We start from the raw sequence: 14747 nt of genomic DNA, 5'->3' as shown, positions 1-14747 counted from the left end.
CCACATCCTGCGATGTGGCCTTCCGAATTCTGGCTCCCCGACCTGGACTCGAACCAGGGACCTGCGGATTAACAGTCCGTCGCTCTACCGACTGAGCTATCAGGGAATTGATTGCAGCATTATATGTTTGCAGTGCCACGCTGTCAAATTCAGCGCATGTCACACAGCCACTTTTGCTGCTCTCCGGAATCGAAACTGCTGCAATTCCGAAGAGCCGCGATTTTAAAGCACCTTTGCCACGGCGTCAACGACGCGGTCGAGATTGGTCGAATTCAGGGCCGCCACGCAGATGCGGCCCGTGTCCACCGCATAGATCGACTGCTCGCGCAGCTTGCCGACCTGCTCCTTGGTCAGGCCCGAGTACGAGAACATGCCGACCTGCTCGCGCACGAACTCGAAATCGTGGCCCGGCGCCTTTTCCTTCAGCTTCTCCACCATGGCGCCGCGCATTTCCTTGATACGCACGCGCATGCCGGCCAGTTCCTCTTCCCACAGCTGGCGCAGTTCCGGGGTCGACAGCACCATCGCGACTACCTTGGCCGTATGGGTCGGCGGGTTCGAGTAGTTGGTGCGGATCACGCGCTTCAGCTGCGACAGCACGCGCGCCGCTTCATCAAAGCTGGTGGCCACGATCGACAGCGCGCCGGCGCGCTCGCCGTACAGCGAGAAGGACTTCGAGAACGAGTTCGACACCAGCAGCGGCACGCCGGTCTCGGCGAAACGGCGCACCACGGCGCCGTCTTCCGCGATGCCGGCGCCGAAGCCCTGGTAGGCCATGTCGAGGAAAGGCACCAGGCCATTGTCGACGACGGCCGAGATGACCTGGGTCCACTGGTCCTGGGTGAGATCAGCACCGGTCGGGTTATGGCAGCAGGCGTGCAGCACGACGATCGAGCCGCGCGGCATCGCCCTCAAGGAAGCCAGCATGCCCTCGAAATTCACGCCGTGGGTAGCCGGGTCGTAATAGGTATAGTTGTTGACGGTGAAGCCGGCGCTCTCGAACAGCGCGCGGTGGTTTTCCCAGCTCGGGTCGCTGATGTAGACATCCGAACCAGGCGCGAAACGCTTGAGGAAATCGGCGCCCAGCTTGAGCGCGCCGGTGCCGCCCAGGGCCTGCACGGTGACCGCACGCTTCTCTTGAATTACGGCGCTGTCGGCCCCAAATACCAACTCTTGCACGGCCTTGTCGTAACTCGCCAGCCCTTCGATCGGCAGGTAGGTACGCGGCGCCGGCTGCTCCATCAGCTTCGCTTCCGCCTTTTGCACGCACTGCAGCAAAGGAACCTTGCCTTTATCGTCATAGTAGACGCCGACGCCCAGGTTGATCTTGGCCGGGTTGGTATCGGCGTTGAACGCTTCGGTAATGCCCAGGATCGGGTCGCGGGGCGCCATGTCGATGGCGCCGAAGAGGCTGGCGGAGGCTGTGGAAGTCATCGTGATAAACTGGATTTCGTCGGTGGGTTCGCAGCGGTTGTAGAGAACGACACTGCTTGTATAGTCATGCTGCAGTGCCGCAAGCGGACTCCCATTCTAGCAAAGGTCTGAAAGTATGGCTGATTTATCCATCGCAAACGCTCCGGAACCCACCGTCATCACCTACCCCGGCTCGCCCTTCAAGCTGCACCAGCCCTTCCCGCCGGCCGGTGACCAGCCGACCGCGATCGAAGGCCTGATCGAGGGCATCGACGACGGCCTGATGTACCAGACCCTGCTCGGGGTGACCGGTTCCGGTAAAACCTACACGATGGCGAACGTCATCGCCAAGGCCGGCCGTCCGGCCATCGTGTTTGCGCCGAACAAGACGCTGGCGGCCCAGCTGTATGCGGAATTCCGCGAGTTCTTCCCGCAGAACGCGGTCGAGTATTTCGTCTCCTACTACGACTACTACCAGCCGGAAGCCTACGTGCCGCAGCGCGACCTGTTCATCGAAAAGGACTCGTCGATCAACGAGCACATCGAGCAGATGCGCCTGTCGTGCACCAAGTCGCTGATGGAGCGGCGCGATGTCGTCATCGTCGCCACCGTGTCGGCGATCTACGGTATCGGTAACCCGAACGAATACCACAAGATGATCCTGACGCTGCGTCACAAGGACAAGGTGGCCCAGCGCGACATCATCGCGCGCCTGATCCAGATGCAGTACACGCGCAACGAGATGGACTTCGCGCGCGGTTCCTTCCGCGTGCGCGGCGACACCATCGACATCTTCCCGGCCGAGCACGCGGAACTGGCGATCCGGGTCGAGATGTTCGACGACGAGATCGAATCGCTGCAGCTGTTCGATCCGCTCACGGGCCGCGTGCGGCAGAAGATCCCGCGCTTCACCGTGTATCCGGGCTCGCACTACGTGACGCCGCGCTCGACCGTGCTGCGCGCGGTCGAATCGATCAAGGCCGAGCTGCGCGACCGCCTCGAGTACTTCCGTAAAGAGAACAAGCTGATCGAGGAACAGCGCCTCGAGCAGCGCACCCGCTTCGACCTCGAGATGCTTGCCGAGATCGGTTTTACCAAGGGCATCGAGAATTACTCGCGCCATCTGTCCGGCTCGATGCCGGGCGAACCGCCGCCGACCCTGATCGACTACCTGCCCAAGGACGCGCTGATGTTCATGGACGAGTCGCACGTGATGATCGGCCAGCTCAACGCGATGTACAACGGCGACCGCTCGCGCAAGGTCAACCTGGTCGACTATGGCTTCCGCCTGCCCTCGGCGCTGGACAACCGGCCGCTGAAGTTCGAGGAATTCGAGAACAAGATGCGCCAGACCATTTTTGTGTCGGCCACCCCGGCCGAGTACGAGAAGGGCAAGGCCGACAACGTGGTCGAGCAGGTGGTGCGCCCCACCGGCCTGGTCGACCCGAAAGTGATCGTCAAGCCGGCCCGCTCGCAGGTGGAAGACCTGATGAGCGAGATCACCGACCGCATCGCCAGGGACGAGCGCGTGCTGGTGACCACGCTGACCAAGCGCATGGCCGAGCAGCTCACCGAATACCTGAGCGACCACGGCATCAAGGTGCGCTACCTGCACAGCGACATCGAGACCGTGGAGCGCGTCGAGATCCTGCGCGACCTGCGCCTGGGCACTTTTGATGTGGTGGTCGGCATCAACCTGCTGCGCGAAGGCCTGGACTTGCCGGAAGTGTCGCTGGTGGCGGTGCTGGATGCGGACAAGGAAGGTTTCCTCCGTTCCGAACGCAGCTTGATTCAGACCATCGGCCGCGCGGCGCGCAACCTGAACGGCGTGGCGATCCTGTACGCCGACCAGATGACCGACTCGATGAAGAAGGCGATCGACGAGACCGAACGCCGGCGCGCCAAGCAGATCGCCTTCAACGAGGCGCACGGCATCGTGCCGAAGGGCGTGAACAAGAAGATCAAGGACATGATCGACGGCGTCTACAGCAACGCCGCGCAACGGGCGATGGGCGAAGGCCTGGTCGACGAGGCGGCCACGGCCAAGGTCGAGTCGATGAGCGAGAAGCAGATCAGCAAGGAGATCAAGCGTCTCGAGAAGCTCATGGTCGACCATGCCAAAAACCTCGAGTTCGAAAAGGCGGCGCAGGTGCGCGACCAGCTGCATGTGCTCAAGCAGCAGGCCTTCGGGGCGCCGGGGGCGGACAACGTGGTGTCGATCCTGGGCAAGTAGGGTTCCCGTCCGTCCCGCGGCCGGTCATGCTACGCGGGCCGGCCGAACATCCGCGGATCGAAGCGGTAGCTGCGCGCGATGCTGAGCTTTACCCGGGCATACGCCGGATGCGCGGGATTGATGACCAGGTTGCCCCCCTCGCCCACGATTACCGAGGGCACCCGCATGTAGAGGTGGTGGCGCTGTTGCAGGAAGGCGGTACCGAATTCGGCAGCGCTGCCGCCGTCGTCCAGGTCGTCCCAGCCGTCCGGTAGCGCATCGCGCGCCACGTCCAGACCCAGCGCCGGGTCGTCCGGCAGGTCCACCGCCACCAGCACCAGGTCCTGCTGGTCGCCCTCGGCGTGGACGAATTTTTCCAGCACCGCCAGCTCCACCGTCATGGCCGCGTACAGCGCCGGGCAGCCCTCGGCGTGCCAGTGTCCCCCGCTCTTGCGCGCGCCTTCGCAGCTGCGGTCGAGCGCCACGTCGCGCTCCGCGATTCTCCAGCTTCTCATGACCTGCCCCGTTGTTGTCCCGGGCTCAGCTTACACCGGCCGCGCCCACGCGCCGCGCACGGATGGCCGGGCGTTCAGCCGCCCGTGCCGCGCACCGCCGCCAGGATGTGCAGCAGTTCGGACAGGTCGGCCGGCTTGACCAGGTGGCGGTCGAAGCCGGCTTCGCGCGCGCGTTCGCGGTCTTCGTTCTGGCCATAGCCGGTGAGCGCGATCAGGCAGGCGCCGGCGGTATCGGGCGCGGCGCGCAGGCGGCGCGCCAGCTCGTGGCCGTCCATGTCGGGCAAGCCGATATCGAGCAGCATGACCTCGGGCTGCTCGCGCAGGGCGCGTGCCAGGCCGGTGGTGCCGTCGTACTCGACGCTCACGGCGTGCCCGTGCGCCTCCAGCAGGGTGGCCAGCATCTGGGCCGCATCGGCATTGTCGTCGACCACCAGCACCCGCACCGGGCCTTCCTGCCCCTGCGCTTGTGGGCGCCCCGCGTCCGGCGCCGGCGCGGCGCGCAGCAGCGGCAGGCGCACCACGAATTCGCTGCCGTGGTTGACGCCTTCGCTGTGGGCGGCCACCCGGCCGCCATGCAGGGCTACCAGGCTCTTCACCAGCGCCAGGCCGATGCCCAGGCCACCCTGGGAGCGGTCGGGGGTGCGTTCGGCCTGGGTGAACAGGTCGAAGATGTAGGGCAGCACCTGGGGGTCGATGCCCTGGCCGTTGTCGCGCACGGCGATCACGGCTTCGCCCTCTTCGCTGCGCACGCGCAGCGCGATCTCGCCGCCGGAAGGGGTGTACTTGGCCGCGTTGTTCAGGATATTGGACACCACCTGCACCAGGCGCGTGCGGTCGCCCGAGACGTGCAGAGCCTGCGGCGGCAGCTCGATCCTCAGCGCGTGGCGCCTCGCGTCCAGCAGCGGCCGCACCTGCTCCACGGCGCCGTGCACGATGCTGGCCACGTCCAGGTCTTCCTTCTCGATCTCGGCCAGTCCGCGCGTCACGCGCGAGACGTCCAGCAGGTCGTTCACCAGGTCGGTCATGTGCTCGGCCTGGCGCACGATGATCTCGCTCGCATGGCGCGCCCGCTGCGGATCGAGGCTGCCGCGCTGCAGCAGCTGGGCGGCGGTGGTGATCGGGGCCAGCGGGTTGCGCAGCTCGTGCGCCAGCATCGCCAGGAACTGGTCCTTCTGGCGGTTGGCGGCGCGCAGGTCATCCTCCACCCGTTTGCGCACGGTGACATCGCTGCCTTCCACGAAGATGCCTTCCACCTCGCCCTTGGGACCGCGGATCGGCTGGTACACGAAGTCGACGTAGCGCTCTTCCAGCGGCCCGCTGGCGTCGCGCTGGACCCGCACCGGCACCGCATGGCCAACGAAGGGCTCGCCCGAATGGTAGACCTGGTCGAGCAGTTCGAAGAAACCCTGCCCGGCCACTTCGGGCAAGGCCTCGCGCGCCGGCTTGCCGATCAGCTCGCGGCGGCCGATCAGCTGCAGGTAGGATTCGTTGGCGATCTCGAACACGTGGTCCGGGCCGCGCAGCACGGCGAAGATGCCGGGCGCCTGCTCGAACAGCGTCATCAGGCGCTGGTTCTCCTGTTCGCGATAGCGTTCCGCCAGCACTTCGCCGGTCATCTCGACGCAGGCGCAGTACATGCCGGCCACGGTGCCGTCCTCGTCGCGCACGGGCGAATAGGAAAAGCGGAACCAGGTGTCCTCGTCGTAGCCATGGCGGTTCATGCGCAGCGGCAGCCGGTCCATGTAGGTGGACTCGCCCTTGAGCGCGCGCACGATCAGCGGGTGGATGTCGTCCCAGATCTCGCGCCAGATGTCGTGGAAGCGCCTGCCCAGCGCCTGCGGGTGCTTTTCGCCCAGGATGGTCGCGTAGGAATCGTTGTACAGGAAGCCCAGCTCCGGACCCCAGGCCACGAACATGGGGAACTTCGAATTGAGCATCAGCCCGACCGTCGTGCGCAGCGCCTGCGGCCAGCCGCGCGGGTGCCCCAGGGGCGAGACCGACCAGTCATGGGCCCGCATCATGGCGCCCATCTGGCCGCCCCCGCTGAGGAAGGGCAGCCATTCGGAAGGCGTCTGGTGTTCGCTGTTCATTCTCTGTTGCATATGGCCTTGGCCGTACTGATCGTCTTGGCAAGAGTGTGCCAGAAAGAGGTCGCTTGCCTCCGCACGCCTGCGGTCACAGGGTTTGCACGAACTCGCGAATACCGCCCAGCAGCATCTCGACCGACATCGCCGTCAGGATCAGGCCCATCAGGCGCTCGAAGGCCGTCATCACCTGCGGGCCGAGCTTTTGCTGCAGGCGTTCGGCGCTGAGGAACACGGCCAGCCAGACGACGCCCACGGCGGCCAGCGCCGCCACATGCACCATGGTCTCGGCAAGGCTGCCGGAACTGAACAGCAGCACCGTGGCCAGCGCCGATGGACCGGCCAGCGCGGGAATCGCCAGCGGCACGATGAAAGGCTCGCCCCCTTCACTGCGGCCGAGCACGCCGTCAGGATGGGGGAAGATCATGCGGATCGCGATGATCAGGAGGATCACCGCGCCGCCGATGCGCAGCGCCACCGGCGACAGGTGCAGGGCCGCCAGGAAGTGCTGGCCGAAGAACATGAATACCAGCAGCAGCAGGAATGCGATCGCGCATTCGCGCACGACGATGCGGGGCCGGCGCTGGACCGGAACGTCCTTCAGGGCGGCCGCGAACAGCGGCACGTTACCGAAGGGATCGGTCACCAGGATCAGCAGGATGAAGGTCTGGAAAAAACTTTGGGTCATGATTGTTATTGTCGAGGGTCCGGCGCGGCAGGCCGCATCTTAACAGAGTGGCATGCCGCCACACACATTTGATCGGTTTCAGGGCTCTACCGAATGGACCCGCTTCAGGGTGCGCAGCACGAAGGTCGAGCGGCTGTGGCGGATGCCGGGGATCTTGTACAGGCGGGTGCGCAGGAAGCGTTCGTAGCCTTCCGTGCCGGAGACCGCCACCTTGATCAGGTAGTCGTAGTCGCCGGTCAGCAGGTTCGCCTCCATCACCTCGGGCAGCCTGGCCAGTTCCTCGCCGAACCGGACCAGCATGTCGTCGTCGTGCCGGTCCAGCGTCACTTCGATCAGCACCGTGTCCGGCAGGCCCAGCGCGCGCTGGGACAGGATCGCGGCATAGCCTTCGATATAGCCCTGCTCTTCCAGGGCGCGCACCCGGTTCCAGCAGGGCGTGGGCGAGAGGTGCACACGCTCGGCCAGCGCCTGGTTGGTGATGCGGCCCTCGACCCGCAGGATGCGCAGGATCTTGCGGTCGATCTCGTCGAGTTCGTCCTTTTTGGGCTTTGCATCGAGGTGCATGAGAAGAAATCCCTATGTTTTCTAATTGACACAGGAGATTCTCCCATAAATCCGGAGATACCGGGAAACTACGAAAGCACCTTTTTGCATGCTGTCACTATGATGAAGGGACTTTATCGAGACCTTGCCGCGCCGCTCCGAACCTCCGCCACGAACGGAGCTGCATCGCGCGCCGCGGGCGCCGCTTCACGAGAGCGGCTGATCAATGCGAAACGGGCAGGAAAGGCTTGCGCCTTTCCTGCCCGTTCGCTTTGCCTGGATGGCGAAGCAGCTTACTGTTCGAACTTCTTCATCCACGCCGCCAGCTGGTGCGGACGCAGGCCGTCGTAGTCTTCGAAGGGCTGGTGGATCCACGGATTGTGCGGCAGGTCTTCCAGGTGGTAGTCCGGCGTGAAGCTTGACGTGCCTTTCACCCAGATCACGGCCGAACGCACTTCCGAGACGTCCGGGTAGTTGGCCTGCAGGTGCTCGCGCACCCGTTGCAGGGTCACGCCCGAATCGGCCAGGTCGTCGACCAGCAGGATGCGGCCTGCCAGCGGGCCCTTGGTCATCGTCATGTACTTGGCGATGTCCAGGTTGCCCTGCTTGGTGCCGGCTTCTTCGCGGTAGGAGCTGGTCGACAGGATCGCCAGCGGCACATCGAAGATGCGCGAGATCACGTCGCCCGGACGCACGCCGCCGCGCGCCAGGCACAGCACCATGTCGAACTTCCAGTTCGATTCGTACACTTGCAGCGCGAGGCGCTCGACCAGGCGGTTGTACTCGTCCCACGAAACCCAGAGGTCCTTGTCGGTCGATGCAGGGGTGTTCATTTCAGGCTATTCCTATTTTTATAATGGGTCTTATGCAGCGAACGGATGGCGCAGCACGATGGTTTCTTCCCGGTCCGGGCCGGTCGACACCATGTCGATCGGCACGCCCACCAGTTCTTCGATGCGCTTGATATAGGCGCGGGCATTGGCCGGCAGTTCTTCCATCGACTTGGCGCCGACGGTCGAGTCAAGCCAGCCAGGCATCTCTTCGTACACCGGTTCGCACAGCGCGGCTTCTTCGGCGCCAACCGGGAAGATGTCCACCTCGCGGCCGTCGATCTTGTAGCCGGTGCACAGCTTCAGCGACTCGATACCGTCCAGCACGTCCAGCTTGGTCAGGCACATGCCCGACACGCCGTTGATCTGCACCGAGCGGCGCAGCAGCGCGGCGTCGAACCAGCCGCAGCGGCGGGCACGGCCGGTCACGGTGCCGAACTCGTGGCCGATGCGCGACAGGTGCTCGCCCACACCGGCGTCGGTCGGCAGTTCGGCCGGGAACGGACCCGAACCCACGCGGGTCGTGTAGGCCTTGGTGATGCCGAGGATGTAATGCAGCATGCCCGGACCGACGCCGGCGCCGGCGGCGGCATTGCCCGCCACGCAGTTCGACGAGGTGACGAACGGGTAGGTGCCGTGGTCGACGTCGAGCAGCGAGCCTTGCGCGCCTTCGAACAGCAGGCTGCCGCCGGCCTTGTGGGCGGCGTACAGCTGCGACGAGACGTCGCCCACCATCGGGCGCAGGCGCGGGACCAGGGCCATGGCGTCGTCGTAGGTCGTCTGGAAGTCGATCGGATCGGCGCCCAGGTAGTTGACCAGCACGTGGTTGTGGTACTCGAGGTTTTCCTTGAGCTTCTCGGCGAAGCGCTCTTCGTTGAGCAGGTCGGCGATGCGGATCGCACGGCGGGCGACCTTGTCTTCGTAGGCCGGGCCGATGCCCTTGCCGGTGGTGCCGATCTTGTTCTCGCCGCGCTTGGCTTCACGCGCCTTGTCGATGGCGACGTGGTAAGGCAGGATGACCGGGCAGGCTTCCGAGATCTTCAGGCGCGACACCACTTCGATGCCGGCGGCCTGCAGCTTGTCGATTTCGCGCATCACGTCCGGGACCGAGACGACAACGCCGTTGCCGATGTAGCAGGCCACGCCTTCGCGCATGATGCCCGAGGGGATCAACTGCAGCGCGGTCTTCTGGCCCTTGATCACGAGGGTGTGACCCGCGTTATGGCCGCCCTGGAAACGGACGACGCCGGCCGCATGGTCGGTCAGCCAGTCGACGATCTTGCCTTTACCTTCATCGCCCCACTGGGTGCCGATGACAACGACGTTCTTTGCCACGTTAGTATTTGACATCACTTAACCTAAGTTTTTGAGAATCCAATTTCCGTTTTCGAGGACGAGCACGCGGTCGCACTCGAACTCGTCCTGAACATTGTCGTGACCCGGCATGGACTGGATCACGACTTCGCCTGCCTTGCGCAGGTCAGCGATTTTTTCCTTCAGTTCCGGCGCATTCCCCCACGGCGCGCGGATCGAATGCTTGCGCGAAGCAAGCGGCAGCAGCCGCGCCAGTTCGCGCAGGTCGAGCGAAAAGCCGGTGGCCGGACGCGCGCGCCCGAACGCTTCGCCCACATGGTCGTAGCGCCCGCCCCTGGCCACCGCGTTCGGCAGGCCCGGCACGTAGAGCGCGAACATGGCGCCGCTTTCGTACTGGTAGCCGCGCAGGTCGGCCAGGTCGATCGCCACTTCGGCGCGGCCGATGGCGCTCGCCGCCAGCGCGGCCAGTTCGGCCAGCGCACGGGTGATGCCGGGCAGCGCCGGCAAGGCTTCCTTCGCGCGGCCCAGCACCTCGACGTCGCCGTACAGGTGCGGCAGCGCCAGCAGGGCCTTGCGGGTCGCGGGGTAATAATTTTGCGTGATGGCGTCCAGGCCGGGCGTATCCTTGGCACGCAGCATGGCGATGAGCTGGGCTTCGTCGCGGCGCGCGGCCGGGTCTTCGGCCAGCAAGGCGCGCAGGATGCCCACGTGGCACAGGTCGAGGCGAACGCTGTCGAAGCCGGCCAACGCGAGCGCACCGAGCGCCAGCTCCTGGATCTCGGCATCGGCTTCCAGGCCGGCGTGGCCGTAGATCTCGCAACCGATCTGGATCGGCTCGCGGGTGGCGTGCAGGCCCGAGGGACGGGTGTGCAGCACGCTGCCGGCATAGCACAGGCGGGTGACGGTGTCGCGGTTGAGCAGGTGGGCGTCGATGCGCGCCACCTGCGTGGTCATGTCGGCACGCAGGCCGAGCAGGCGGCCGGACAGCTGGTCGACCACCTTGAAGGTGCGCAGCTCGGTGTCCTGCCCTGCCCCGGCCAGCAGCGACTCGACGTACTCGAGCAGCGGCGGCATCACCAGTTCATAGCCGTACAGGCGGAAGGTATCGAGCATCTTGCGGCGCAGATCCTCGATCTTGCGCGCCTCGGACGGCAAGACATCGGCGATATTTTCAGGCAATAGCCAATTTGGCATGGGCAGACAGCTTACGGGTTGTTTGTAAAGAGCAATGCAATAGGCACAGGCGTGCCGGCGCACGGTGCGCGCGCCGAATCGTCAATTTTACCCGAAAATGATAAGGCGTAGGCGGGGGATGTTGGTTTGACAGGCTGGATAGCTTGTCAGAGTGCCATGTTGCAACGCTTGTATAGACCGATAGGCAGGGTGAGCGGGGAGTCCGCCCACCCTGCGAAAGCCACACCGGATTACTTGCTGCCCGGCTGCTTGAAGTACTTGAAGAATTCCGAGTTCGGATCCACCACCATCACGTCGCCGCGGTTCTTGAAGGTCGCGCGGTAGGCTTCGAGCGAACGGTAGTACTTGGCGAACTCCGGGTTCTTGCCGAAGGATTCCGCATAGATCGCGGTGGCCTTGGCATCGCCCTCGCCCTTGACCTTCTCGGCCTCGCGGAAGGCTTCGGCGATGATCACGGTGCGCTGGCGGTCGGCGTCGGCGCGGATCTGCTCGGATTCAGCGGCGCCGGTCGAACGCAGTTCGTTGGCCACGCGCACGCGCTCGGCCTTCATGCGTTCGTACACCGAGTTGTTGATCTGCTCGATGTAGTCGACGCGCTTGAGGCGCACGTCCACCACGCCCACGCCGATCTCCCTGGCCTCGGCGATCACCTTCTGCTTCACCGCTTCCATCACGCGGCCACGCTCGCCGGAGATCACTTCGCGCACGGTGCGCTTGGTGATCTCGTCGTTCAGGGCCGCCTTGATGATCTGCGACAGGCGGTCGCGCGCGCGGTTCTCGTCGCCGCCGAAGCTGACGTAGTACAGGCGCGGATCGGTGATGCGCCACTTCATGAAGGCGTCCACCAGGATGTTCTTCTTCTCGGCCGTGATGAAACGGTCGGCGTCAGGGGTATCCAGGGTCAGGATACGCTTGTCCAGGTAGATCACGTTCTGGAACGGCGGCGGCAGCTTGAAGTGCAGGCCCGGTTCGGTGATCACATCCCCGACCTTACCGAGGGCAAACACGATGGCGAAGCGGCGCTGGTCCACCACGAACACGGTCGAGGACAGCAGCATCAGGGCAATGAAGCCCGCCACAAATAAAGTTACGAGGCGGTTCATTAACGGCTCTCCCGGTCACGTGAGGAATCGCGGCTGCGGCTGTCGCGCTGGCGCACCGAATCCATGGCTTGCATGACGTCCGCCGGCGGCGCCGACTGCGGCACCGGCACCGGACCCGATTTGCTGCCGACGCCGTCGGCACCGGCGTTCTGGCCGATCAGCTTGTCCAGCGGCAGGTAGATCATCGGATTGCCGGCGCGCGAATCGACCATCACCTTGCTGGTGCTGGAGAAGATCTGCTGCATGGTGTCGATGTACATGCGGTCGCGCGTGACGGCCGGGGCCTTGGCATAGGCCGCCACCACCTGGTCGAAGCGCGAGGCGTTACCAGTCGCGTTTTCCACCACCATCGAGCGGTAGGCTTCGGCGTCCTGCTGCAGGCGGAAGGCCTGGCCGCGCGCCTGCGGAATCACCTGGTTGGCATAGGCCTCGCCTTCGTTCCTGGCGCGGGCACGGTCCTGGCCGGCCTTGACGGCGTCGTCGAAGGCTTCCTGCACCTGCTCCGGCGGCTGCACGCCCTGCATGGTCACGTTGGTGACCAGGGCGCCCAGCGCGTAGCGGTCCAGGATCTGCTGCATCATCTGGTGCACGTCCACCGCCACCTTCTCGCGGCCCTCGTACAGCACGAAGTCCATCTTGCTGCGGCCGACCACTTCGCGGATCGCGGTCTCGGCCACCTGGCGCACGGTCTCGTCGTTCTCGCGGTTGTTGAACAGCCACTGCACCGGGTCCTTCAGCGTGTACTGCACCGCGAACTGGATGTCGATGATGTTCTCGTCATCGGTCAGCATCAGCGATTCCTGCGGCTGCTTGTTGCGCACGTTCGCGCGGTAGCCGATTTCGGCGGTACGAATCTGCGACACGTTCACCGTCTCGTGGGCCTGGATCGGATACGGCCAGCGCCAGTTGAAGCCAGAGCCGGTCGTATGGCTCAGCTTGCCGAAGGTGGTGACCACGCCGGTCTGGCCTTCCTGCACGATGAAGGCGCCGCTGGCGAGCCAGATCAGGGCCACGATGGCCGCGACCACGCCGGCCGTCACGCCGGCGCCGCGCATGTCGCCGCGGCCCGTGCCGCCATTGCCGCCGTCGCCGCCGCCATTGTTGCGGCCGCCGAACATGCGGTTGAGGCGCGCATTGAAGTCGCGCCAGAGTTGATCGAGGTCGGGCGGGCCTTCACCCGGCCGGCGGCCCTCCTGGGCCTTGTGGTCGCCCTGCGGCCGGTGGCCCCAGCGCGGGTCGTTGAGCGACAGTTTGATGCCGCAACGCTTGAGTAAAGAAACGAGCATAGGCTAGTGTGGCCCGAGATGGGTGGAGTTGGTCATATTGTTCTCTGTGGGATTGACCGGGGAGCCGCCCACCGCCGGTTCTTCCCCATCGCGCACATCTTCCGAGCGTGCCGCCTTCGCCGCCTCGACGATGGCTTCGCGCAGCAGGTCCAGGCCTGCTCCGCTGTGGGCACTGACGAAAACGCGGCTGATCTTATCATACTCATCACGCTCGACTCCAGGCTCGAGCCCGGCCGCGTCGATCTTGTTCCAGACCAGGATCTGCGGGACGTGGTCGGCGCCGATCTCGCGCAGCACCTCGTTGACCTGCTCGATCTGCTCCATGCGCACCGGCGAATTGCCGTCGACCACGTGCAGCAGCAGGTCGGCATGGATGGTCTCTTCCAGCGTGGCGCGGAAGGCCGCCACCAGCTGGTGCGGCAGTTCGCGCACGAAGCCGACCGTGTCCGAGATGACCACGCTGCCCACCTCGTCGCCCAGGTACAGGCGGCGGCTGGTGGTGTCGAGGGTGGCGAACAGCTGGTTCGCCACGTACACGCCGGCCTTGGTCAGCGTGTTGAACAGGGTCGACTTGCCGGCGTTGGTATAGCCGACCAGGGACACGGAGAAGGTCTGGTTGCGTCCGCGCTGGCGGCGCTGGGTCTCGTGCTGCTTGCGCAGCTTGGTCAGCTTGACGCGCAGCTGCTTGACACGTTCGCCGATCAGGCGGCGGTCGGTCTCGAGCTGGGTTTCACCCGGACCGCGCAGGCCGATACCGCCCTTTTGCCGTTCCAGGTGGGTCCAGCCGCGGATCAGGCGCGTGGCCAGGTGCTGCAGCTGGGCCAGCTCGACCTGCAGCTTGCCCTCGTGGCTCTGGGCGCGCTGGGCGAAGATGTCGAGGATCAGGCTGGTACGGTCGACCACGCGCACTTCCAGGCGGCGCTCGAGGTTGCGCTGCTGGGCCGGCGACAGGGCGTGGTTGAAGATGACGATGTCGATCGCGTCGAGCTGGCAGGCCAGCTTGATTTCGTCTGCCTTGCCGCTGCCGACGAAGTGTGCGGGATCGGGACTGCTGCGCCGGGCCGTGATCGTGGTGATCGGGTCGGCGCCGGCGGAGCGCGCAAGCAGGGACAGCTCTTCCAGGCTGGCGGTGAAGTCGCCAGTACCGAAGTCGATGCCGACCAGCGCTGCGCGCATGGTGGTGTTGCCGGGGGCGTCAGCCATCGGCCTTACTCTGCTTCGGAGTCGAGGTTAAGGTTGACGGCGCGAGCCGGGACGACGGTGGAAATGGCATGCTTGTAGACCATCTGGGTCACGGTGTTACGCAGCAGGACGACGTACTGGTCGAAGGATTCGATATGGCCTTGCAGTTTGATGCCGTTCACAAGGTAGATGGAGACGGGGACGTGCTCCTTGCGCAGTGCGTTCAGGAATGGGTCTTGTAACAGTTGCCCTTTGTTGCTCATAACAGCTCCGTAATGTTGTTGTAGTTAAAAAGTCGAGGCGATTTGCCAAATTTCAAGTGCTTGGGCCCGATTCAGCTTGGCGAATGAAAGCCCTAAGCTACTGTAACCTGTTTCGCCACT

General features: G+C 64.9%; 13 protein-coding genes and 1 tRNA gene. 1 reads left to right on the top strand and 13 read right to left on the bottom strand.

What is annotated here, in order from left to right:
• Positions 1 to 30: 30 nt before the first annotated feature.
• Both LE190_RS03350 and LE190_RS03345 read right to left on the bottom strand, forming a co-directional pair.
• Positions 31 to 106: transfer RNA gene (locus LE190_RS03350), tRNA-Asn, on the bottom strand.
• A 116-nt stretch (positions 107 to 222) separates the two neighbouring features.
• Positions 223 to 1434, bottom strand: coding sequence for an amino acid aminotransferase (locus LE190_RS03345; RefSeq protein ID WP_225237374.1), 1212 nt, complete (start codon positions 1432 to 1434; stop codon positions 223 to 225).
• Between the two features lie 115 nt (positions 1435 to 1549).
• Here LE190_RS03345 and uvrB point away from each other — a divergent pair, with 115 nt between their 5' ends.
• Positions 1550 to 3646, top strand: a complete 2097-nt coding sequence (gene uvrB / locus LE190_RS03340; protein WP_225237373.1) for an excinuclease ABC subunit UvrB — start codon at positions 1550 to 1552, stop codon at positions 3644 to 3646.
• A 29-nt stretch (positions 3647 to 3675) separates the two neighbouring features.
• On the opposite strand, the gene LE190_RS03335 is transcribed toward uvrB, so the two are convergent.
• The 11 genes from LE190_RS03335 to hfq form a co-directional block, all read right to left on the bottom strand.
• On the bottom strand, positions 3676 to 4140 hold the full coding sequence (locus tag LE190_RS03335) for an RES family NAD+ phosphorylase (protein ID WP_225237372.1): 465 nt from the start codon (positions 4138 to 4140) through the stop codon (positions 3676 to 3678).
• A gap of 74 nt (positions 4141 to 4214) precedes the next feature.
• Positions 4215 to 6230, bottom strand: a complete 2016-nt coding sequence (locus LE190_RS03330; protein WP_225237371.1) for a hybrid sensor histidine kinase/response regulator — start codon at positions 6228 to 6230, stop codon at positions 4215 to 4217.
• Between the two features lie 85 nt (positions 6231 to 6315).
• Complete coding sequence (locus tag LE190_RS03325) at positions 6316 to 6912, bottom strand: MarC family protein (protein WP_225237370.1); 597 nt, start codon at positions 6910 to 6912, stop codon at positions 6316 to 6318.
• 78 nt (positions 6913 to 6990) lie between these two features.
• Complete coding sequence (locus tag LE190_RS03320; RefSeq protein WP_225237369.1) at positions 6991 to 7476, bottom strand: Lrp/AsnC family transcriptional regulator; 486 nt, start codon at positions 7474 to 7476, stop codon at positions 6991 to 6993.
• Positions 7477 to 7748: 272 nt separating this feature from the next.
• Complete coding sequence (locus LE190_RS03315; protein WP_224942574.1) at positions 7749 to 8288, bottom strand: phosphoribosyltransferase; 540 nt, start codon at positions 8286 to 8288, stop codon at positions 7749 to 7751.
• Between the two features lie 30 nt (positions 8289 to 8318).
• Entirely contained in the window at positions 8319 to 9635 is a 1317-nt protein-coding gene (locus tag LE190_RS03310) for an adenylosuccinate synthase (RefSeq protein WP_225237368.1), read from the bottom strand.
• A 3-nt stretch (positions 9636 to 9638) separates the two neighbouring features.
• A complete protein-coding gene (locus tag LE190_RS03305; protein WP_225237367.1) occupies positions 9639 to 10793 on the bottom strand; it encodes an ATP phosphoribosyltransferase regulatory subunit in 1155 nt (384 codons plus the stop codon).
• 230 nt (positions 10794 to 11023) lie between these two features.
• On the bottom strand, positions 11024 to 11896 hold the full coding sequence (gene hflC, locus LE190_RS03300) for a protease modulator HflC (protein WP_225237366.1): 873 nt from the start codon (positions 11894 to 11896) through the stop codon (positions 11024 to 11026).
• On the bottom strand, positions 11896 to 13182 hold the full coding sequence (gene hflK, locus LE190_RS03295) for an FtsH protease activity modulator HflK (protein WP_225237365.1): 1287 nt from the start codon (positions 13180 to 13182) through the stop codon (positions 11896 to 11898). The genes hflC and hflK overlap by 1 nt, the downstream gene beginning before the upstream one ends.
• Before the next feature lie 3 nt (positions 13183 to 13185).
• Entirely contained in the window at positions 13186 to 14358 is a 1173-nt protein-coding gene (hflX, locus tag LE190_RS03290) for a GTPase HflX (RefSeq protein WP_225238046.1), read from the bottom strand.
• 32 nt (positions 14359 to 14390) lie between these two features.
• Positions 14391 to 14627 (bottom strand): RNA chaperone Hfq, encoded by a 237-nt coding sequence (gene hfq / locus LE190_RS03285; protein ID WP_026354376.1) that lies wholly within the window; start codon positions 14625 to 14627, stop codon positions 14391 to 14393.
• Positions 14628 to 14747: the final 120 nt, after the last annotated feature.

The organism is Massilia hydrophila, assembly GCF_020208145.1.
In the GTDB taxonomy this organism is placed as follows: Bacteria; Pseudomonadota; Gammaproteobacteria; order Burkholderiales; family Burkholderiaceae_D; genus Telluria; species Telluria hydrophila.
The sequence above is the reverse complement of the archived record's forward strand: the minus strand, read 5'-3'. Positions and strand labels throughout refer to the sequence as shown.

Excerpts from the sequence above, each read along its gene's own strand:
- LE190_RS03345 (WP_225237374.1), bottom strand. The coding sequence starts at position 1,434 with ATGACTTCCACAGCCTCCGCCAGCCTCTTCGGCGCCATCGACATGGCG.
- uvrB (WP_225237373.1), top strand. The coding sequence starts at position 1,550 with ATGGCTGATTTATCCATCGCAAACGCTCCGGAACCCACCGTCATCACC.
- LE190_RS03335 (WP_225237372.1), bottom strand. The coding sequence starts at position 4,140 with ATGAGAAGCTGGAGAATCGCGGAGCGCGACGTGGCGCTCGACCGCAGC.
- LE190_RS03330 (WP_225237371.1), bottom strand. The coding sequence starts at position 6,230 with ATGAACAGCGAACACCAGACGCCTTCCGAATGGCTGCCCTTCCTCAGC.
- LE190_RS03325 (WP_225237370.1), bottom strand. The coding sequence starts at position 6,912 with ATGACCCAAAGTTTTTTCCAGACCTTCATCCTGCTGATCCTGGTGACC.
- LE190_RS03320 (WP_225237369.1), bottom strand. The coding sequence starts at position 7,476 with ATGCACCTCGATGCAAAGCCCAAAAAGGACGAACTCGACGAGATCGAC.
- LE190_RS03315 (WP_224942574.1), bottom strand. The coding sequence starts at position 8,288 with ATGAACACCCCTGCATCGACCGACAAGGACCTCTGGGTTTCGTGGGAC.
- LE190_RS03310 (WP_225237368.1), bottom strand. The coding sequence starts at position 9,635 with ATGTCAAATACTAACGTGGCAAAGAACGTCGTTGTCATCGGCACCCAG.
- LE190_RS03305 (WP_225237367.1), bottom strand. The coding sequence starts at position 10,793 with ATGCCAAATTGGCTATTGCCTGAAAATATCGCCGATGTCTTGCCGTCC.
- hflC (WP_225237366.1), bottom strand. The coding sequence starts at position 11,896 with ATGAACCGCCTCGTAACTTTATTTGTGGCGGGCTTCATTGCCCTGATG.
- hflK (WP_225237365.1), bottom strand. The coding sequence starts at position 13,182 with ATGCTCGTTTCTTTACTCAAGCGTTGCGGCATCAAACTGTCGCTCAAC.
- hflX (WP_225238046.1), bottom strand. The coding sequence starts at position 14,358 with ATGCGCGCAGCGCTGGTCGGCATCGACTTCGGTACTGGCGACTTCACC.
- hfq (WP_026354376.1), bottom strand. The coding sequence starts at position 14,627 with ATGAGCAACAAAGGGCAACTGTTACAAGACCCATTCCTGAACGCACTG.